Origin of the sequence: Ruegeria sp. A3M17, assembly GCF_003318255.1 — a bacterium.
In the GTDB taxonomy this organism is placed as follows: Bacteria; Pseudomonadota; Alphaproteobacteria; order Rhodobacterales; family Rhodobacteraceae; genus Ruegeria.
The window spans coordinates 126,262-146,783 of sequence record NZ_QOCF01000004.1; the positions used below are offsets into that span (position 1 = coordinate 126,262).

15 protein-coding genes are annotated in these 20,522 nt (G+C 55.8%); 8 read left to right on the plus strand and 7 right to left on the minus strand.

What is annotated here, in order from left to right:
• Positions 1-90: 90 nt before the first annotated feature.
• The 8 genes from DS906_RS02020 (at position 91) to DS906_RS02055 (ending at position 9,965) form a co-directional block, all read left to right on the plus strand.
• Positions 91-897: an IclR family transcriptional regulator gene (locus tag DS906_RS02020; RefSeq protein WP_113788587.1), complete on the plus strand. Its 807-nt coding sequence runs from the start codon at positions 91-93 to the stop codon at positions 895-897.
• Complete coding sequence (locus tag DS906_RS02025) at positions 894-1,952, plus strand: ABC transporter ATP-binding protein (protein ID WP_113788588.1); 1,059 nt, start codon at positions 894-896, stop codon at positions 1,950-1,952. The genes DS906_RS02020 and DS906_RS02025 overlap by 4 nt, the downstream gene beginning before the upstream one ends.
• Positions 1,953-2,087: 135 nt before the next feature.
• Positions 2,088-3,047, plus strand: coding sequence for a dihydrodipicolinate synthase family protein (locus DS906_RS02030; protein WP_113788589.1), 960 nt, complete (start codon positions 2,088-2,090; stop codon positions 3,045-3,047).
• A complete protein-coding gene (locus DS906_RS02035; protein WP_113788590.1) occupies positions 3,038-3,970 on the plus strand; it encodes a proline racemase family protein in 933 nt (310 codons plus the stop codon). The genes DS906_RS02030 and DS906_RS02035 overlap by 10 nt, the downstream gene beginning before the upstream one ends.
• Positions 3,967-5,205, plus strand: coding sequence for an FAD-binding oxidoreductase (locus DS906_RS02040; protein WP_113788591.1), 1,239 nt, complete (start codon positions 3,967-3,969; stop codon positions 5,203-5,205). The genes DS906_RS02035 and DS906_RS02040 overlap by 4 nt, the downstream gene beginning before the upstream one ends.
• Before the next feature lie 9 nt (positions 5,206-5,214).
• A complete protein-coding gene (locus DS906_RS02045) occupies positions 5,215-6,240 on the plus strand; it encodes a proline racemase family protein (RefSeq protein WP_113788592.1) in 1,026 nt (341 codons plus the stop codon).
• 154 nt (positions 6,241-6,394) lie between these two features.
• Complete coding sequence (locus tag DS906_RS02050; RefSeq protein ID WP_158541266.1) at positions 6,395-7,540, plus strand: tetratricopeptide repeat protein; 1,146 nt, start codon at positions 6,395-6,397, stop codon at positions 7,538-7,540.
• Positions 7,541-7,751: 211 nt separating this feature from the next.
• The gene (locus DS906_RS02055; protein WP_113788594.1) at positions 7,752-9,965 is read left to right on the plus strand and encodes an NADP-dependent isocitrate dehydrogenase; all 2,214 of its coding nucleotides are present in this window, start codon (positions 7,752-7,754) and stop codon (positions 9,963-9,965) included.
• A 277-nt stretch (positions 9,966-10,242) separates the two neighbouring features.
• Here DS906_RS02055 and DS906_RS02060 read toward each other — a convergent pair whose 3' ends face one another.
• From DS906_RS02060 to DS906_RS02090, 7 genes are all read right to left on the minus strand, one after another.
• Positions 10,243-11,349, minus strand: a complete 1,107-nt coding sequence (locus tag DS906_RS02060) for a transporter substrate-binding domain-containing protein (protein ID WP_113788595.1) — start codon at positions 11,347-11,349, stop codon at positions 10,243-10,245.
• Positions 11,350-11,394: 45 nt separating this feature from the next.
• Entirely contained in the window at positions 11,395-12,657 is a 1,263-nt protein-coding gene (locus DS906_RS02065; protein WP_113788596.1) for an ABC transporter substrate-binding protein, read from the minus strand.
• Between the two features lie 22 nt (positions 12,658-12,679).
• Positions 12,680-13,465, minus strand: coding sequence for a PP2C family serine/threonine-protein phosphatase (locus tag DS906_RS02070; RefSeq protein ID WP_113788597.1), 786 nt, complete (start codon positions 13,463-13,465; stop codon positions 12,680-12,682).
• A gap of 3 nt (positions 13,466-13,468) precedes the next feature.
• Positions 13,469-14,458 carry an FHA domain-containing protein gene (locus DS906_RS02075; RefSeq protein WP_113788598.1) on the minus strand — a complete coding sequence of 330 codons (990 nt, stop codon included), beginning with the start codon at positions 14,456-14,458 and terminating at the stop codon, positions 13,469-13,471.
• 206 nt (positions 14,459-14,664) lie between these two features.
• On the minus strand, positions 14,665-16,827 hold the full coding sequence (locus tag DS906_RS02080; RefSeq protein ID WP_113788599.1) for a serine/threonine-protein kinase: 2,163 nt from the start codon (positions 16,825-16,827) through the stop codon (positions 14,665-14,667).
• 338 nt (positions 16,828-17,165) lie between these two features.
• Positions 17,166-18,452 (minus strand): dynamin family protein, encoded by a 1,287-nt coding sequence (locus DS906_RS02085; protein WP_113788600.1) that lies wholly within the window; start codon positions 18,450-18,452, stop codon positions 17,166-17,168.
• The gene (locus DS906_RS02090; RefSeq protein WP_113788601.1) at positions 18,449-20,491 is read right to left on the minus strand and encodes a dynamin family protein; all 2,043 of its coding nucleotides are present in this window, start codon (positions 20,489-20,491) and stop codon (positions 18,449-18,451) included. Before DS906_RS02090 ends, DS906_RS02085 begins: the two co-directional genes overlap by 4 nt.
• Positions 20,492-20,522 lie beyond the last annotated feature (31 nt).

The following is a 20,522-nucleotide window of genomic DNA, read 5'->3' on the forward strand; positions in this document are numbered from 1 at the left end:
TATATATTGAAAACTACACATCAACTCGGTTAGTCTTGTCAAGACCCTCGTGCCGATCGCGATGGGTTAATTGGAGGAGAGCAGGCATCCGTGGCTGGTGACGGAACAATAGGAAAAGCATGTGATGTGCTGGATCAGGTGGCTGCGTTCGCGCGCCCGGTCCGATTCGCAGAGCTGTTGGAAAGCAGCAATTTCCCCAAGGCGACCCTGTATCGGTTCCTGCAAACGCTGACCAATCAGGGAATGCTGTCATATGATCCGGACCGACAGACATATACGCCTGGGTTGCGATTGGTTCGGCTGGCGCATGCGGCGTGGACACAAAGCTCGCTCGCGCCAATTGCGCGACCGTTTCTGGATGCATTGAGCCGGGAAACCGGGGAAACGGTGCATCTGGCGCAGCTCGATTCAAATCAGGTGCTGTATGTGGATAAACGCAATGCGGCCCAGCCAATTGAGATGTATTCTCAAGCTGGCAAGGTAGGTCCGGCCTATTGCACCGGCGTCGGTAAGGCCATGATGGCGTTTTTGGATGAGGCCGCACTGGACCGCGCCGTGTCTCAGCAAAGCTACCACCGCTTTACCGACAAAACACTGACATCCGAGGCGGCGTTGCGCGCTGATCTCCACCTGATCCGCAGCCGTGGCTATGCCGTCGATGACGAAGAGCATGAGCCCGGCATCATCTGCATTGCCTGTCCTATCCTCACCTCGGGCGGGCGGATGTTGGGGGCGATTTCCGTGACCGGATCGACCGAACGGATGAATTTCGACCAATTGGAAACCTGGGTTCCCCGTGTTCGCCGTGTGGCCGAACAAATTGGAGCCGAAGCACAGGCCTGGCGGTTCCCCGAGACCCGCCCAAGCGCCGACACAGACAGGATGCAAGCAACATGACAGGTGTGACTCTGAACCAGGCGATCAAGCGGTATGGCGAGACGCAGGTTATTCACGGCATTGATCTGGAAATCGAAGATGGAGAGTTCTGTGTCTTCGTCGGCCCTTCGGGCTGTGGTAAATCCACTTTGCTGCGGATGATCGCGGGCCTTGAGGAAACAACTGAAGGGCAAGTCCATATAGGCGCACGCGACGTGACCCATATGGACCCGGCTAAGCGCGGCGTGGCTATGGTGTTCCAGACCTATGCCCTTTATCCGCACATGACCGTGGCCGAGAACATGGGCTTTGGTTTGCGCATGAATGGTGTACCCAAGCCCGAGATCAACAAGAAAGTGCAAGACGCTTCGAACATCCTCAAGTTGGATCAATACCTTAAGCGCAAACCCAAGGCCCTGTCCGGCGGGCAACGCCAGCGGGTCGCCATTGGGCGTGCCATTGTGCGGGGCCCCGAAGTGTTTTTGTTCGACGAGCCCCTGTCCAACCTCGATGCGGAATTGCGGGTTGAAATGAGGGTCGAGATCGCTCGGCTGCACAATGAAATTGGCGCGACGATGATCTATGTGACCCACGATCAGGTCGAAGCGATGACTATGGCCGACAAGATCGTGGTGCTGCGTGATGGCCGAATTGAACAGGTCGGCGCGCCGATGGACTTGTATCGGGACCCGGACAATCGGTTTGTAGCGGGGTTCATCGGATCGCCTGCCATGAACTTTCTTGACTGCGATATTGTCGATGCGAAGGTCTCGCACCCAGCCCTTAGCGAACCGTTGGATGTGCCTGTAAACGTACCGGCTGGGATGAACAAAGTGACCCTTGGCATACGTCCGGAACACATCACAGTGGATCGCGCAGGCGATATCTGCACGGTTGATCTGACCGAAGCGCTTGGTGGTGTCAGCTATACGTATCTGCTGACGCCCAATGGCGATAAGCTGATTGTCGAGGAGCGAGAGGATCAGCGCAGCAAACAGGGTGAACGCATCGGGCTGTCGGTGCGACCGGAACGCGCGATGTTGTTTGATCCCGAAACAGGTCACAGGCTTCGCTGAAAAACCCATTTTGTAATTTGAGCGCGCCCGATCATCGATTTGGCGCGTTTTCAATTTTTCTGGATTTTGTATCCAATATCCGTTATGGCGATTCCAAAAGCGTGTGTAACCGCCCAGCCATCGAGGAATTTACCAATGTCGACCAATGTGTTCACCGGCACGATGCCCGCTCTGATGACGCCATGCAAACCCGACCGGACACCTGACTTTGATGCCTTGGTGCACAAAGGAAAGCAGATGATCGAGGCGGGTATGTCCGCGGTAGTCTACTGCGGTTCGATGGGGGATTGGCCCTTGTTGACCGATGCACAGCGGATGGAAGGAGTCGAGCGTTTGGTCGACGCGGGTTTGCCCGTTGTGGTCGGGACCGGAGCCATCAACACCAAATCCGCCGTGACCCATGCGGCGCATGCGCAAAAGATAGGTGCAGTCGGCCTGATGGTCATTCCACGCGTTCTGTCTCGCGGCAGTTCACCTGCCGCACAGAAGAACCACTTCAAAGCGATCTTGTCAGCCGCCCCCGATGTTCCGGCGATCATCTACAACAGTCCGTATTATGGCTTTGCTACGCGGGCTGACCTTTTCTTTGCTCTGCGCGCAGAACATTCAAACCTGATCGGCTTCAAGGAATTCGGGGGCAAAGACGACCTGCGATATGCGGCCGAAAACATTACCAGCCAGGATGAGCAAGTCACTCTGATGGTAGGTGTTGATACCGAGGTCTTCCACGGTTTCGTAAACTGCGGCGCAACCGGGTCGATTACCGGGATCGGCACAGCATTGCCACGCGAAGCGCTGTTGCTGGCTGCTCTGTCCAAAAAAGCGGCGCAAGGCCATGCTGAGGCCCGCCAACGCGCGCTGGAACTGACCGAGGCGATTCAGGTGCTTTCCAGCTTTGACGAAGGCCCGGATCTAGTGCTGTATTACAAGCACTTGCTGGTCCTGAATGGGGAACAGGAATACCGATTGCACTTTAACGAAACGGATGAGTTGACCGATGCACAACGTAACTATTGCGAACAGCAATATGATCTGTTCCAGACTTGGTATGCCGATTGGTCGAAACAGGGTGGGGTGATCGCTGAATGCATGTGATCGACAGTCACACAGGCGGCGAACCGACGCGTGTCATACTGGATGGCGCGCCCGATTTAGGCTCTGGGCCGTTGGCGGAACGAGCACAGCGGCTGGCGACAGAGCATGAGGCGTTCTATCGCTCTGTCATGTTAGAGCCGCGCGGCCAGCCAGCCATGGTCGCTGCGTTACTGGTCGAGCCGGTTGATCCTACATGCGCGACTGGTGTGATTTATTTCGATGTAGATGCCGTTTTGGGCATGTGCGGGCACGGAACCATCGGTCTGGCGGTCACATTGGCTCATCTGGGACGAATTGGTGTGGGCCAACACCGGATCGAAACGCCCGCTGGTGTGGTGACGGTCAAGTTGCACGATGCAAACACCGTTACCGTGACCAACATTGAAAGCCGCAGGGTTAATCAGGCCATTACACTGGATGTCGCGGGCTACGGCCGGATCACAGGCGACGTGGCATATGGTGGAAACTGGTTCTTTATCATTGACCCCAGCCCGATCCCCGTCGAGCCTGCTAACATACGCAAACTAACGGATATGTCGATCGCCATCCGTGAGGCATCGATCGAGGAAGGGGTTGGCGGTGAAAACGGTGAGCCGATTGACCACGTCATATTACAGGAATCTTCACCGGACCCGGCGGTTCACAGTCGCAATTTCGTTCTGTGCCCCGATGACAATTATGACCGCTCACCATGCGGAACGGGCGGCTCGGCTCGGCTGGCCTGTCTGGCGGCCGACGGGCGTTTGGCGCCGGGTCAGGAGATCATCCAGCAAAGTGTGATTGGCAGTTCCTATCGGCTGTCCTACCAGCCTGGGTCTAACGGGGGTGTTATCCCCTCGATCACCGGGCAGGCATTCGTCATGGCCGAGGCTACGTTGTTGTTCAACGAAAACGATCCTTTCAGAGCCGGGATCGAAACATGACCTCACAAGTCGTTGTCATCGGTGCCGGAGTAATTGGGATTACGACCGCGCTCGAACTGCAACGGCGGGGCCATTCCGTGCTTATTTTGGACCGCAAGGGCATCGCGGCCGAAACATCAGCCGGTAACGCCGGGGCGTTTGCCTTTTCTGAGGTCGAACCACTGGCCACGCCCGGCATCATGCGCAAAGCTCCAAAGTGGTTGTTGGATCCGCTGGGCCCACTGTCTATCCCGCCGGCCCACGCCCTGAAAATTGTGCCATGGATGTACCGGTTTTGGCGGGCCAGCCGGCCGGATCGCTATGAAAACTTGCTTGGTGCGCAAGCCAGTTTAATGGCGTTATCTAAAACTGCGCTTGATCAGCTGATACCAAACGTCGATGCCGAACACCTGTTGCAACGCAATGGGCAGATGCAGTTGTATGAAAGCGAGGCTGAATATCGCGCCAGTTTGCCGACATGGAACTTGCGGCGCAAACACGGGATCGAATTCGAACTGCTTGAAAGCCCGGCCGCAATTGCCGAGATGCAGCCGGGCCTCAGCCCTCGTTTCACTCATGCCGGGTTTACGCCGAACTGGCTGAACACAGTTGATCCGAAGCGTTGGGTCGAACACATCGCTAAGGTCTTTCAAGATCGCGGCGGTCGGATCGAAGGGCAAGACATTCGAACTCTGTCACCGCAGGAAAATGGCGTGCGTGTCGCATGCGCGGACGGAACAATAGATGCGGCCAAAGTGGTGATTGCCGCAGGTGCCTGGTCTCATCGCATCGCACAATCTTTGGGCGACCGTATCCCGTTAGAAACTGAGCGCGGATACAATACCACCTTGCCGGAAGGCGCATTTGATTTGCATATGCATCTTACATTCTCGCGCCACGGCTTTGTTGCCAGCAAGATCAATGGCGGCGTGCGCGTAGGGGGGGCTGTCGAGCTGGGTGGATTGACCTTACCGCCAAACTACAAGCGCGCCGATATTTTGTTGGAAAAGGCGGCGGCGTTTCTGCCTGGACTAAAAACCGAAGGTGGCACGCAATGGATGGGGTTCCGTCCATCCTTGCCGGACAGCATTCCGGTGATTGGCGCGTCTCGTAATTCGGCGGACGTCGTTTATGCCTTCGGGCACGGGCATTTGGGCCTGACTCAATCTGCGGGAACTGCGGAACTCGTCGGGGCGCTGGTCGATGGGCAAGACCCACCAATATCATTGTCGCCTTACGCCGCCATCCGATTTTAAGGAGGGGATATGCGCAGTATCAAAACAATTCATGTTGTGTCGGCCCATGCCGAAGGCGAAGTCGGCGACGTCATCGTGGGCGGCGTCTCACCGCCGCCCGGTGACACGATCTGGGAACAACGAACGCATATTGCCAAGGATCAGACACTTAGGAATTTCGTACTGAACGAACCGCGAGGCGGTGTGTTTCGTCATGTCAATCTTCTGGTTCCGCCCAAACACCCGGATGCCGATGCCGCCTTTATCATCATGGAGCCCGAGGACACTCCACCCATGTCCGGCTCAAACTCGATCTGTGTTGCCACAGTATTGCTGGATAGCGGGATCATCCCGATGCAAGAACCCGAGACCAATCTGACGCTTGAAGCGCCCGGAGGCCTGGTTCGCGTGCGCGCTGTATGCCGGGACGGCAAGGCAGAACGGATCCACGTGCAGAACCTCCCCAGTTTTGCGGGTAAGCTCTCTGTCCCGTTAGAGGTTCCGGGTCTGGGCACACTGACTGTTGATACGGCTTTTGGAGGCGACAGTTTCGTGGTTGTAGATGCCGCTAAGCTGGGGTTTGACATAATCGAAGATGAAGCCCGTGAAATCGCCCGGACCGGCGTTACAATTACGAATGCCGCCAATGCCCAATTGGGGTTCTCACATCCTGAGAACCCGGATTGGACCCACATTTCTTTTTGCGCTTTTTGTGGCCCGCTTGAAAAAACCCCGACTGGTTGGCGCGGTAAATCTGCCGTTGCCATTCAGCCCGGAAAGGTGGATCGCTCGCCCACTGGCACAGCGGTATCTGCGCGTATGGCGCTGATGGCGGCCAAAGGGCAGATGACGGTCGGGCAAACCTTCGAAGCTGTTTCGATCATCGGCTCGCGCTTTACCGGGCGGATTGTTCAGGAAACGCAGGTTGGCGCCCAACCTGCTATCATCCCAGAAATCAGCGGGCGCGGCTGGATCACCGGAACCCATCAACACATGCTTGATCCAGACGACCCCTGGCCAAGTGGGTATCGGTTGAGTGACACTTGGGGCGTTTGATCAATCTCTGCGATAGCGCTTGTGTCTTTTCGGTTTCATTACAGAAATTTAGCGACGCGTTTCCTTGAGTATAGGTTCCGGATTGCCACCTTAAGGTGAGTGCTTTGAACAGATTGGAGGTGCAATGCACATTCGTCTTGCCGCCCTGGCTATTGTGATCACCACGTTGTTGCTGTCCTTCAATTCACCATCAAAATCCGGACCAAATTACACGCAGCAGGCCCAGTCATGCCTTGGAAATAAAGGCGGCATGGCACATGTGGTCACGGCCTGCACAACTTTGATGAATGGCGTGGATGTTTCCCCAGAAAACCGGAACAAATTGCTGAGATCTCGTGGTTGGGCGTACTACAGTGGCAAACAGTACGATAAGGCGATTCTGGATTATACCAGCGCATTGGCTCTATTCCCGAACGACCCGCAGTCGACTTTGTGGCGTGCTAATGCCTATGACGCGGCAGGCGACGTCCAATCAGCTGAAACAGCGTATGAAAAAGCTCTGTCGCTTGCCCCAAGCAGCACTGAGGCATTGTTTCACAAGGCCCAGTTCGACAGGGATCAAGGAAACACGTCAGCCGCCATTCAGGGTATGGAGTGGGTTCTGGAACTCGACCCGAGCTATGGGCGCGCGGGAACAGTACTGATCAATACTCACTACGACGTAAATGGACATGACGCGGTCGAACAGTTTCTGGCACAAGCTGAACAGCGTTGGCCCGATCAAACATGGGTGTATAGTGCTCGTTTGATCTACGATCTGAATGTCACAGGAGATCATGAAAGCGCTCTTACGGCATCTGCGACGCTCGCTCGGCTGGAGCCCGGCGAAAATTACGATTTGTTTATGCCAGCTATGATACATCTGAAAATCGGCGACGAAGACAAAGGCATTGAATTTGTAAACGAATATGCAGATTACGCTGTTCAGCGAGACTTGGCCGAATTGGCTTTCTACAAGCGATGGTATCGCAAAACCTCGAATTGGTATGCTTTGGGTCAAGATGAAGAGTGGTTGCACCGCTACACGCTGCTTGCTGCCTTTGGCAGGCCGGACCTCGCCATGTCCGTACTCCAAGGTTTCCTTGAGGAAACCGGAGAGAATGGTCGCTACATTTTGATACTAGTCATGCGAAGATTCGGAACCTCGGTTCCGCGCGAGGCGGACGCCGGTTCTGTTGAGCATTTGAACGCCGCAATCGCAGATTACCTCGGTCAATTTGAAAAACAAAGCGGCTTCATGGCGAATGGGTTGCCGGAAGAAGTTGCGCCGGTAATGACCCTAACAACCGGTGCTCAGTAGTTTTGGCTATAACTTCTATCCACATTCTCATACCCGTGGCAATTTGCGCCCCGTTTAGACGATTGATCCCAAGCCAATCGTGATTTATGGGAGACGTTGTCAACACAGAGTCACCGTTGGGCGGTAGGTTAAACACGCCCATCACTAGCCACCCGTTTGTGGCACACTCTGGGATCGCACGCCCCGAAAGGCTTAAAAAAGGTAAAAGAATATGGCAGATAACTCAAACTTCGACATATTGTATACCATTGTAGACGAAGCGCCCGAACTGGCCAGCGCCTCGTTCCTGCCCATCATTCGCAAGTTTGCTAGCGCCGCGGGTGTCAGTGTTGGCACCAAGGATATTTCATTGGCAGGTCGTATTCTCTCGACTTTCCCGGAAAAACTAACCGATGCACAGCGCATCACCGACGATTTGGCCGCATTGGGCGAGCTGGTGAAAACGCCGGACGCCAACGTGATCAAACTGCCAAACATCTCAGCATCGGTCCCGCAACTTGTGGCAGCCGTCGAAGAGCTGCAGTCACAGGGCTACGACATTCCGAGCTACCCCGAAGAGCCATCGACCGATGAGGAAAAAGCAATCCGCGCGCGTTACGACGCCATCAAAGGCTCGGCTGTGAACCCGGTTCTGCGCGAAGGTAACAGCGACCGCCGTTCCGCCCGCGCCGTGAAGAACTACGCTCAGAAGAACCCGCATTCGATGGGAGAGTGGGCGTCGGACAGCAAAACCAAAGTGTCGTCGATGTCTGGCAGTGATTTCTATGCCAACGAGAAGTCGGCCACCATTACCGCCGCTCAGGCCGGTGACGCCAAGATCGAATTCGTCGGCAAAGACGGCAGCGTCACTGTCCTGAAGGACGCCTGGCCACTGGCCGAGGGCACAGTTGCAGACGCCACTTTCATGTCGGTCAAGGCGCTGTCATCCTTCCTGACAGATACGATTGAGGACACCAAGAAAGACGGCACCATGTTCTCGTTGCACATGAAAGCCACGATGATGAAGGTCTCGGACCCAATCATCTTTGGCTTTGCGGTCAAAGCATGGCTGGCCCCGGTATTCGAAAAATTCGGCGCGAAACTCGACGCACTGGGTGTGAACCCGAATTCAGGCTTGGGCGATTTGCTGGAACGTGTTCGGGGCAATGCCGACATCATGTCCGCCATCGACGCGATCAAAGGTGATCGCCCGGCCATGTATATGGTCGACAGTGACAAAGGCATAACCAACCTGCACGTGCCGTCAGACGTGATCATCGATGCCTCGATGCCTGCCGTAATCCGGGCAGGCGGCAAAGGCTGGGACGAGGTCGGTGCCAAGGGCGACACCAACTGTGTGATCCCCGACCGCTGCTATGCATCGGTTTATGATGAGAGCATCAACTTTTTTAAAGCCAATGGCGCGCTGAACCCAGCAACTGTCGGTGCTGTCGCCAACGTCGGCCTGATGGCGCAAAAAGCGGAAGAATACGGTTCGCACCCGACGACTTTCCAAGCGCCGGCCGACGGCACCATCCGTATCGTTTTGGCCAATGGCGAGACGCTGCATTCGCATGACGTTGAAAAGGGCGACATCTGGCGCGCCTGCACTGTGAAGAAAGCTCCGATCGAAAACTGGATCCAGTTGGCCATGGACCGTCAGCGTTTGACCGGGTCCGAAGCGATCTTCTGGTTGGACGCAAACCGCGCCCACGATGCGGAACTGATCAAATGCGTCAAACCAGCGCTTGAGGCGGCTGGTGTGGCCGACAAGTTCCTGATCATGGCTCCGCGCGAGGCGACCCGCCAGTCGTTGGAAACCATCACGGCAGGTAAGGACAGCATCGCTATCACGGGCAACGTGTTGCGCGACTACCTGACTGACCTGTTCCCGATCCTGGAACTGGGCACGTCGGCCAAGATGCTGTCGATTGTGAAGCTGATGAATGGCGGTGGTCTGTTCGAAACCGGCGCGGGTGGGTCCGCTCCGAAACACGTGCAGCAATTGGTTGAGGAAAACCACCTGCGCTGGGACTCGATGGGTGAGTTCTGTGCCTTGGGTGAATCGCTGAACTTCCTAGCCGACAATAATGGCAACGCCAAAGCGGGTGTTCTGGGTGCCGCGGCCGAAGCGGCCACGCAAGGCATCCTGGACAACAATAAATCGCCCAGCCGTAAAGTTGGGCAGCCAGATAACCGTGACAGCCACTATTGGTTCGCACGCTATTGGGCTGAGGCTCTGGCCGCGCAATCGGGTGATGCTGAATTGTCAGCAGAATTTGCGCCGATTGCAAAAGAGCTGGCGGATAAAGAAGATCAGATACTGTCTGAGCTGGCGACCGCTCAGGGTGCTGCCGCGGATCTCGGTGGATATTATCACACCGATCCTGCCAAGACCGCAGCAGTAATGCGCCCCAGCGCGACACTGAACGCGATCATCGGCTGATAAACAGTACCCACGTTTAGCGGCGTGGGTATTTTCGGATTGGTGAGATCAATAGAAAAAAGGGCCGACCCCCAAAGTCGGCCCTTTTTTGAGTGAGTGGTCAGGCCGAAGCCTCACCGGTGTAGTTGATTTCACGTTAACTAATCCACGAGTTTTGGAAATTAGGGGATTCCCGTACTTTTGGGAATTTTGGGTTCAACCTGTAGCTAAACCACCTGTTTAAAACGAAAAAGGGCCGGTCAAATGACCGGCCCAATTCGCGCGAAAAGTCGAATGATTAGTTAGATGCTGCGTTCAGCTTTTCGTTTTGTTCGCGAAGGGTGTCCGAGATAATCGCGTACCACTCGCCGGACTGACGCATTTCGTTCAGGCCCTTGTTCATCATCGCAATGTACTCACGTGCGAACGGGTTGGTGCGGTGTGCAAGAAAGCTCATCGAGGACAAGGTCGACACATAGGGGTTTTCGACCAGGTCAGTCGAAGTCAATCCCATGTCATTCATGGTCGAAGCGAACAGATCGACTTCAAACGCGGCGACATCCGCTGTGCCGGTCAGAACGGCATCAAGGCATTCGCGAGCAGAGTTAGGTTGGACCACATTGGTATTTTCGCGGTTCAGTCCGACTTCTTCCAGGACCACCATGCTCCAACCTGACATGCGGCAAATGGTTGAACCTTCAAAGTCTTCGAACTTTGTCGCGCTTGCATAGTCGCTTTCAGGCAGAGTGAAGAAGCCACCTACGATGTCGTATACGGGGACAGAAGCCACGAATTGCGTACACCGCGCTTCAGTTTCGGACGACCATTCGTATGTGCGGTTCGTACAATCCGGGACGGTCCAGGCGATTGAAATATCGAACGCGCCCAGCGGCAACAAAGTGTCCAGATGCGAGCTCCAGTCGTCGACAAAGCTGACGGAGTAATCGCGGCTGTTGCCAGCACGCTGAAGGCTGGTTGTTGCCAGACGGGTCATAATACCGCCGCCACCCAGCGCTTCACTCGTGAAGGGTTCCCAACCGTTACCCGCCACCATTTTGATTGGCGGTGCATAGACATTTGATCGCTTGACGCTTGCCGCGCGTTGCTCTTCTGCTGCGATCAGTTCCTGCGCGGACTGACCGTTTGGCAGGCTACCATCCTCACAGGGCAAGGCCAGAACCAGGCCTGACTCAAGTGCATTTGGGTTGGTGATGATGTTGCGGTTTGCGTTAAAGATCGGCTGATAGTTCGACGTACCGTATGCTGCGATCGCAATGGTCGCCATCGTGTCGCCGTCCGCAACTGTATAATTGGTACAAGCTTCTTGCGCAGCGGCGGCGCCGGCGCTCAGAGCGGTAACGGCGGTGGCCGACAGTGCAACTTTCTTCAGGTTCAATTCAAACATGTCCACTTCCTCCAGACTTTTCTTCTAGTTAGGCCACATGGGGCCTTAGCCATTTTCCATTTGATGACGCAGAGCGGTTGAAACGATGTCTCGCCACTCTCCGGATTGCTGCATGATGTCCAAACCCTGATTGAGCGTCTCAAGGATCGCTTCCCCATCCGGATTATCTTTATGGGTCATGACGTTAAGCGACTTGATCGCCGCCAGATTGGGGTTTTCTACAATGCGGTGTTCGTACCCCAGCCGTCCAATTGCTTCGAAAGCCAGATGAGCTTCGATCGCGACGATATCGGCTGTCCCGTTCATAAGCGCGTGAAAGCAATCATCGGGTGAAACTGGGCGCATTAGCGAGATCGCCGGTGCGTACAGTCCGACCGCGTCCATGTGCGACAGCGACCAACCTTCGGGGCGACAGATTGTTGTCCCGGCAAAGTCCGCATAAGTCAGTGTTTGCTCATAGCCCGAGCCTTCGCGGGCAAAGAACGTGTCCACAACTTCATAGAACGGGTTAGAGAAGTTGTATGTATCGCACCGCGCGCGGTCTTTTTCAGAAAGCGCCTCAGCATCTTCGCAGTTTGGACGCGACCAGGGGAAGGTGGCATCGAAAGCAAGTGTCGGCATCAAAAGGTCCAGATGCGACGACCAGTCGTTGACGAACTGGATCTTATAGGACTGTTCGGGCGCGGCGCGCAGCATCGCTGTTTCGACAAGGTAGGTGTAGAGCCCGCGATTGGGTAGGGCCTCGTCGGTGAAAGGCGCATAGTTACCGCCAGTGATAAGCAACAACTGACGGTCGCGGATCTCCGGGCGTTCGCCGGCGTCTGCATTACGGATCAGCGCTGCGGCTTCTGCCCGCGCGGATTCGATCTCATCCTTGGCAGCCGATTTTGCAGCGATCACTGCATCTTCGCTTGCCTTTTTGGCTTCAGCTTCGGCTTCGGCAACGCGGGCTTCCGCCTCTGCGATGGCTTTCGCCGCGCGATTCTCGGCTGCCTTGACCAGCTCGGCTGCCATTTCGGCGGCCATAGCTTCGGCTTCAGTCTGCGGCACGGCCGGTGCACGCCCGATCTCTTCCAAACAAGGCATGCTCAGAACGTCGCCTACCCGAATGATGTTCGGATTGTTTCCGATCACGTCCCGGTTTGCATCGTAAATGATACGAAAGTCTTCGGTCGAATAAACTTCGATGGATAACTCGCGCAGGCTGTCGCCGCGTTGAATTTCGTAGGTTGAGCATGCCTGTTGTGCCGAGGCGGTACCCGCAGCGGCAGCAAGTGCCAGGCTTGATATGATCAGATGGTTTCTCATGGGTCCTGTTGCTTTGCCTTGTTTAGTTTTTTGTAAGTTTGACAACACCGATTGAGATGTTGTCCTGATCTGGGTCGCCCTTAGCGTTCAGCGCGGCCTGCAGCGCCCCGGCTATGTCTTGTGCAAGCCCGCTGGCATTGGATTGAAGAATGGACTGAATTTCAGCGTTGCTGAGATATTGGAGGCCGTCGCTTCCCAGAACCAAAACATCCGAAGGTGTCAGGTCCAGCGGGGTTTCCGGGCAATCGACCTTTGGAATTGCCGCACCCATGATGACCGAAGTCAGTTGGTTGCGGTCAGGATGCGCCAGGGCTTCGGCCTCGGTCAAAGTCCCTTCGGCCAATTGTGCATCAATCATAGGAGCCATCGAGTGATCTTCGTTGATCTGCGACAGCTCTCCGTCCCGGAACAGGTAAAGCGGGCTGTCGCCGATCGAAATCCAGAACAGCCGCTGGCCCAACAACAAAGTGCCCAACATGGTTGAGCCCATGTTGAATCCAGTACCTTGTTCCTCGGAATAACCGGCAATGGACGCATTGGCGTGCATTGCCGCAAGGGGCAACGCGTCGATCAATGCGGACTCGGGTGTCGTTGAACCTTCAAGCTCGGCATCTAACGCGTCACGCCAGGCCTGGATCACAAGGTCCGAGGCGACTTCACCTGCCGCATGCCCGCCCATGCCGTCAGCGACGACGACATAGCTTGCATTCGTCGCATCGAACATGCGCGAAGCAACCGCGTCCTCCTGCGTGTCACGCTGGCCCTTGTCCAGGATCAGCGCAATATCATATGCCGGTGTCGCCAGCATCTATTAGGAATCCCGCCAGTCAAAGCCATCGTCACAGAAAGCGGCAAAGCGGACTGATGTTTCGCTGATGCGGATCAGATCCCCGCTGGACAGTGGGACGGTGCTGAGGACCGGCTTGCCGTTCAGACGCACCAGGTTGGCCTTGCCGCCGTGTCCCAGATAACATTTGCGGTCCTCGGGATCATAGGCAATCACCGCATGGTTGCTGCGGGAAATGCCAGTGTCGCCAAAGTCCAGCTGAATGGCTTGATCGTCGTTGCGGCCAATCTGCATCAAGCCCTCGGTCAGCGTTACGCTCGCACCCCGGCCCGGACCGCCAGTGATGACCAGCCAACCAACCGGGAAAGACTGTTCGGCATTGTCTGTCTTGGCTGCAGGTTCTGCTGTCTCGATGAGGTCCTGCACATGCGTGTCGGCGCGTTCGAAACCCAGGAAGGTTGTCTTGACGCGACCACGACGATCTTCGGCAGCCGCGGGCTGCGGAACCGGTGCAACCTCAACCAGTGGTTCTTCGGCGACCGGTGCTTCTGGCACCGGTTCTGCGACGGGTTCGTCAGCGACAACCTCGATGATCTGTTCCGGCTCGGATTCCTCTACTTCAAGTACCTCGTGCTCGACAACCTCTTCGACTTCTTCCTCAACTGCCGAGTGCAGCGTCAACACGGTTTCTGCTTCGGGCGCAGGTACTTCGTCTGCCACGTCCTGAACTTCTGCGATAACTTCTGCGACGACGACATCATCTTCAGCCTCAGTTGCATCTGCTACGTCTTTCTCAGAGAATTCCGGCATTTTCTCTTCGGGAACCAACTCATCGGCTTCTTCGTAGCTGTCTGAGGACATATTACCGCCTGCCAGTGCCTCGCGAAGGGCATTGAAATCGGCGATCGGTTCGGCCTTTTCCGCCTCTGGCGCTACCGCTTCTTCGGCTTCGTTTTCTTTCGGTTTGCCGGCACCTTCGAGAAGCCGGCTAAGAGGGCTTTTGTATTTGAACATGGTGTCGACACCTTTATTCCTTGGCACAGGACAACGGTCCTATGGGGCTGCTTCTTACCTCTGTGCGCGGTTGCACAACGGCACGGATGTTTGTGACAACAAGGTCACTTTCTATTTCCGCGACGGGCCGGTTCCCGTCAGGGGTGCCGAATTTGGCGCTACCCTCAGCAAATACATACTGGCAGATCACTTACGAACCGGTCAGATCAATCCTGCGCTAATGGCATGTCAGCGTCCGTCTCGACGCCACTGCGTAAAACGCTGAAACGGGCCTGCGGCTGGTTTTCGGATACAAGCTTGGCCAACAAAGCATCCAGGCTTTCTGATTCCTCAATATTCGTTCCGGAATTTGCCTCTGAGACCAAGACATCTCCCTTTTGCAAGCTGCCCATAGTCTCAGGCGGAACTGCGGTTAGAACTGCTTTCCACCCTGCGCCGCCTGTGTTCTGAATTGTAAATACGTATCCGTTTTCCAGACCCAACACGCGCATCGCGGGCAGTGCCAACAACCCGTTTTGAGGGCGGGTTTCACCCAATGTACGATACCGGGCAGAAACACGGATGTAGCCGTCCGGGTCCACTTTCAGATCGTTCAGCACTTGTGCAGCAAAAGTCGATTCTGCCTGTACGGGTTTGCCGTTCAGAGTAAAGATCGTGGCACCACGCTTGACCCATTCACCTACAATTGACGTGTCAAGATCCTGATCAACGCCGGTAATTGCAATCACGTTGCCGGTCGAAGCCCGACGTCGCGATGTTTGAAACGGAATCTCCACATCCCAATGCGAAAATGCGACCTGTTGTTCCATCAGGTTCACCGGTTCCGCCGGAACGAGCGGCGTCGGCTCGACGGTCGCGGCTTCAGCCGTTTCCGTCGCCGCAGCTTCTTCCTGCTCCGTGGCAACCGGATTTTCTTGCGCCTGCTCGACAGGCTCTGGAGTGGATGCGACCTCGGCCTGCGTGGGCTCTATTGGTTCTGGTGCCGGCTCCACTTCGGTTGCGGTCACTTGCTCGACCGGTTCCTGCTCGGATGTTTCGACTGTGGCCGTTTCTTCCACCGTTTCTGTCGCTACGGGCGCTTGCGTCGATGCAGTGTCTTCGGCCGGAGTTTCCTCACCAGGCATTAGGAAGAACCCGCCTGCCGCCAAAGCGGCGACCACGGCCACACCCGCAACAATTTTGCCTGCACCACTGGATCCGCTTTTGACCACGGTATCCACCGCGACCGGAACTTCATCCTTCGATGTGAACGTGGCGAGCCCGTCGTCGTTCTTGTCTTCATTGCCCAGTGCAATGTCTGTGTTTCCGGCAAGCAATGCGGTGACAACGGCTTCGGCGTTTTCACTTTCAGCCTTGATCCGGGCCTTTTCTTCTGCTTCGTCTTTCTGGTCCATCGCCACGATCACCGACACCGGCCGGTAGTCAAAGCTGTCGAACATCACGCTGGGGCCACGGAACATGCGCAACCAGTCCAACGCGGTCTGCAGACGATCTGTCGCGTGAACTTCCATCGCCTTGTCGATGGCCTGCAGGAACCCGTTGGGATAGCCCTCAAAGCGCCCGGCCAGCGGTGTGTAGGGGTCTGTCTGACCATTGTTGAACGCGTTCAGGCGGGTTTGACCGTCGATCGGACGTTCGCCGCTGATGGCGTGATACAGTGTTGCCGCAAGAACATAGAGGTCACTGCTTGGCCCTTGTTCCGCGCCGCGTACATAAAACTCATGCGGCGAATACCCGTCCTTGATGACCCGCAGCGTCATCAGCGCAGCGGATTGGTGCGCAGCCTGTTCACGCGCAGCACCAAAGTCGATCAGGACCGGATCGCCATTTTCATCAATCAGGATATTGTCGGGCGAAATATCGCGGTGCAGCATGCCGCTTTGATGGATGAAAGACACCGCCGACAGCATTTTCTCGGTGACCTGAACGATAAAGTCAGGGCCAGCTTTGTTCTTGGAGTCCTCAACATAGTCCAGCAGATCGCAGCCACGGATGAAATCCATCGCGATATAAGCGGTCTCGTTGTCTTCGAACACCTGATGAACGTCGACGATATTGGGGTGAACCAAGCGGGCGTGATTACGTGCTTCAAGGATAAACAGGTCGATGATCGCGCGTAGATCGTCCTCGCAACCCGGCTCGCCCGGTTCAACCATATCGCCGTTACGGCGGCAAAGGGCACCGGGATAGCACTCTTTGATCACAACTTCGCGTTCCAGACTGTCCCGCGCAAGATAGGTGATCCCAAATCCGCCATTGCTGATAAAGCGCAGGATCTCGTACTGCCCGCGCAACAGCTTGGCGCCGGGTTGAAGACCTTCAATTTTCGGTTCGTCGTGCGTTTCGCCGACGGCCTGGTTGTGGCTCATTTCTTTCCGCCCGTTCTAATCGTTTTGCGGCTTACTTAACTGGGCTTTCAGCCCGCGAACTCACAACCAAACACAACCGCAGGACACTCATGTACGTTAGACGTTTCAAATTTGACTTTATTGGGGCCGCCTGATGGCTTCACTAAGAACCCAGCGCAAAGAAAATCTATATATGGTGACCTTGCCCATACGGAAATCTAAATGTTGATTTTTTAGCGGCATCACTTGCGGACTGAGTGTCTGTTTTCTGCGGATTGGTCACTAAATCCGAAACAATAAACGCGCGATTCTGAGGGCTTCGAATCGCTGCGTTGCGGCTCAATTAAAACGGGTAGGCATCAGGTTCCGGTTTTTGCCTGAACGGAATCGACGCGGCTGCCGGCCCAGGCGAGGTTGTCGCTGAGCTGGGCGAGGATGCTGATAGCGTCCTTCAGTGGCGCGTCACCGCTTTCGAATTGCAGTAGCAAAAGAAGATCAGTGGCCTTTTCAAACTCACCGGGAATCCAGTCAGCTTCGGTGGCGATTTCGCCCCCTTGCTCCAGACGCTCTGCAAAATCTTCGACGATTTCCTGACAGCTATTCAGGAATGCGGCCGGTTCGATATCCGATGTCTCGCGCAAGTCGTCATAGATGCTGGCGATTGCCGCCAGCCAGTCTTCAAGGATCGGGTTTTCAAGCGGGGGAAGGGCGGATTCCAGCGTGGCGTGAATCGAGGGTGCTTCGACCTGCGCTGGTTCAGCTTCTGCGATGTTCAGGCTGGTCAGAAAGGGAAGAAATTCCTGCTTGATGTCAATTTGGGCAGCTTCCAAATCCTTCAAACGCCGCTCGGATGCGACTTGCAGGACCTGTTCGGCCAGATTTTGACCGCCACAGGTCTCCCACAGATCAAAATCAGGCTCGGGTTCTTGCGCCATGGCCTTGACGGCGACCGGTGTGCCGATGGGCACGACAGACCGAAAGAATTTACCTTTTTCTTTTTGCAACCGGTGCAGAACACGGTCCAGAGCATCCCGAACCGGGGGGAGATCCGTGTGGGTTACGGCCAGCAAGCTGTTCGAGCGCAATTCTTGCGGAACTTGTGCCCACAGGTGGCGCTCGGTCTCACGCCAGGCATTGGTTCCGTTCGTGCACCAGATGGCACAATCGACATAGGACAACAGTTCCAGAGTGGACTTGTAGGTGTCATCCAGTGCGCCGGTTCCCGGCAGATCGAACAATGAGATCTCTTGCAGGGCAGGGGTATTCAACCCGACTGAAATAAAATCAGGACTATCAGCTGCGGCTTTTTCCAGCGCAATGCCGGAATAAACTTTGGGCTCTTTGTCCCACCAGCCAACCGTGGTTTCCGGTGCATCCGCGTATGCCACGATAACTAATGGCAGTTTCAGATGCTGCGGACCCGTCGGCAGAATGTCCGCCCCGGCAAGCATGTTTGCGAGGCTGGATTTCCCGGCCCCAAATTCCCCGGCAAAACCGATATTGACCGCATTCGAAAGCCGTTCGGCATGAAACAAGGCGCGCTCGCGCATCTTGTCCAGACCTGCCTCTGACGGCAGGTTTTCGGTGGCGGTCAGGAAGCGTTCAAGCTTGCGTACTTCCTGTTCGGTTCCGGGAAATTCAATCATTCCGCAGCCTCTGCTAATTTCTTGTCGGCGCTATTGCCGCCGAATACCGCATCCAGATCATCGGCAACACGTTGCGCCTGATCGAATGCTGCCTGTGCTTCTGCACGAACATTGGTTTGGCCGGTTCCGACCCGTAGTTCAAGATGTCCGGCCAACAATGCCAGATAATGGTCAAGAACGGTGTTCAGACGCTCAAGCAGATCGGCGCGCGCTGTGTCCACCAGATCGTCCCCGATCATTTCGAATTCCTGAACGATCATCCGCTCGGCCCGAGCGACCACACTTTTACGCGAAATCAGACGGGACAGCCAGCTTACGCGCAATTCTACGGTAATGCCCCGCGTCAGTGCGGTGGTATCCGGGCGGAACCACCGAACCGCGCTGGTGTTCATCCGACTGTCGGTCGGGTCTTGCCAGCCGGGCAGGGCGCGAAGCGCCGCATTGCTGTTCATGTCGACGGCATAAAGTTCGCTCAGCATTCTCTGCCGCACCACTTGTGTTGCACCTTGAACCAGTTCGCGCATGCGATCCCGCAGCGGCGAAAAGTTCAATTCGGTGTCTCCGCCCTTGGCCAACAAGGGGGAATCGCCATTCGGTCCGCGGACAACGGCGGAAACGGCCTCGGATACAGTGTCATCCATGACGCCGCGAAGATTGGCCAACACATCATCCATATCGTCAATGATCTGTGTGGTTTTTTGCGAAACCAGCGCGCGCAGCTCGGCCAGTGTTTTGTCGTTTTCGTCGCCGTCGGTCATGTCGGCGGAGTTTTCGTCGTCAATTACGCGCAGATGGGCCTTGGACCGTTCCAGTTCACCTTGCGCAAAACTGTTAAGATGCTGCCAGGCCATCTTGAGCTGTTCGTCACGGGGCCCTTGGGTCAAGGCGTGCGTAACATGGCGGCGCAGATCGGGCAGACCCGAGGCGATCATTGCGGCAAAGCGCAAAACGCCCTCACGGCTGATTGGGCCGGGACCCTGTTTGATCTCTTCTACACCGTCCAGATATTGCCTCATCTGCTCGGGATGGGCGCGCAGCCAAGCCAGAACGTGATCGTGGTTCACGCCGGTATCGTCACCGGTTAAGGCATAATGGGCCCATTGGGCACTGCCCATCAGTACATCAATGTCCGAGTTGCCCAGGGCTTTTTCCAGGCCATCCAAAACGTCCGCCCGGACTTTTCCGGCATCCTCGGCGCCACCGCCCAATTCGTCAACGCGGTTGATGAAGACGACGATCTGCCCCAGTTCCAGCGCCTGCATCAGGCGGAACAGCTTCAGATCCGCCCGCGACAAAGCCTGATGCGCGGACAATACAACAACAAAGAAATCGGATTCTTTGAGATATTGGCGCGAGATTTCTTCGCGGATCAACAGCGGGTCGTTGACGCCGGGCGTATCCGTGACCGTCAGCGGGAACGGAAAATGGCCGATGTCAAAGTAGACCTCGGCCTTGCGTGTGATGTCACTATACAGTCCCCGATCTGAACCGGGGTCGTATTCTTCGCTGTCGGTCGGATCGTCACCCGCACAAACATAACGGGCCAGATCGTCCGAGTTCAGATGCTCCAGATCGTGATGCTGACCCAGCAACTGCTCGTAGCTGTCGCCCAATCGCAGTTGGGCACGGGTTTTCATCGCGTCGACCTGCTCTTCGATCATCTCGCGCTTATAACTGTCCTCGTCATCGGGGAACATGTTGCGCAGCTCTTCGCCCTCGGCGATCAGCGCCTGCCACTGACGGTTATCGAAGAAATGAAACTCCGCCCCTCGGGTTCGACCCGAGGGGTGACCGAAATGCATGTCGGTGATCACGGTCGTCCACGGATTAACATCCGAGGGCAGGTATTCGGCCTGCCCCGTAAACCCGTTGATAAGGCGGGACTTACCAGCCTTGATCTGCCCGACAAATGCAATTGACGGTTTCAGATTTGATAGATCGCCTACAATGCGTGAAATAAACTGGCGGGTCTCGTCGTTGCTGACCCCGTTCATGTCTTCGGCGATTCGAATTAACTCACGACGGTTATTTTCACTCATACTGTTACCCTGGGTACTTGCAATCACAGAT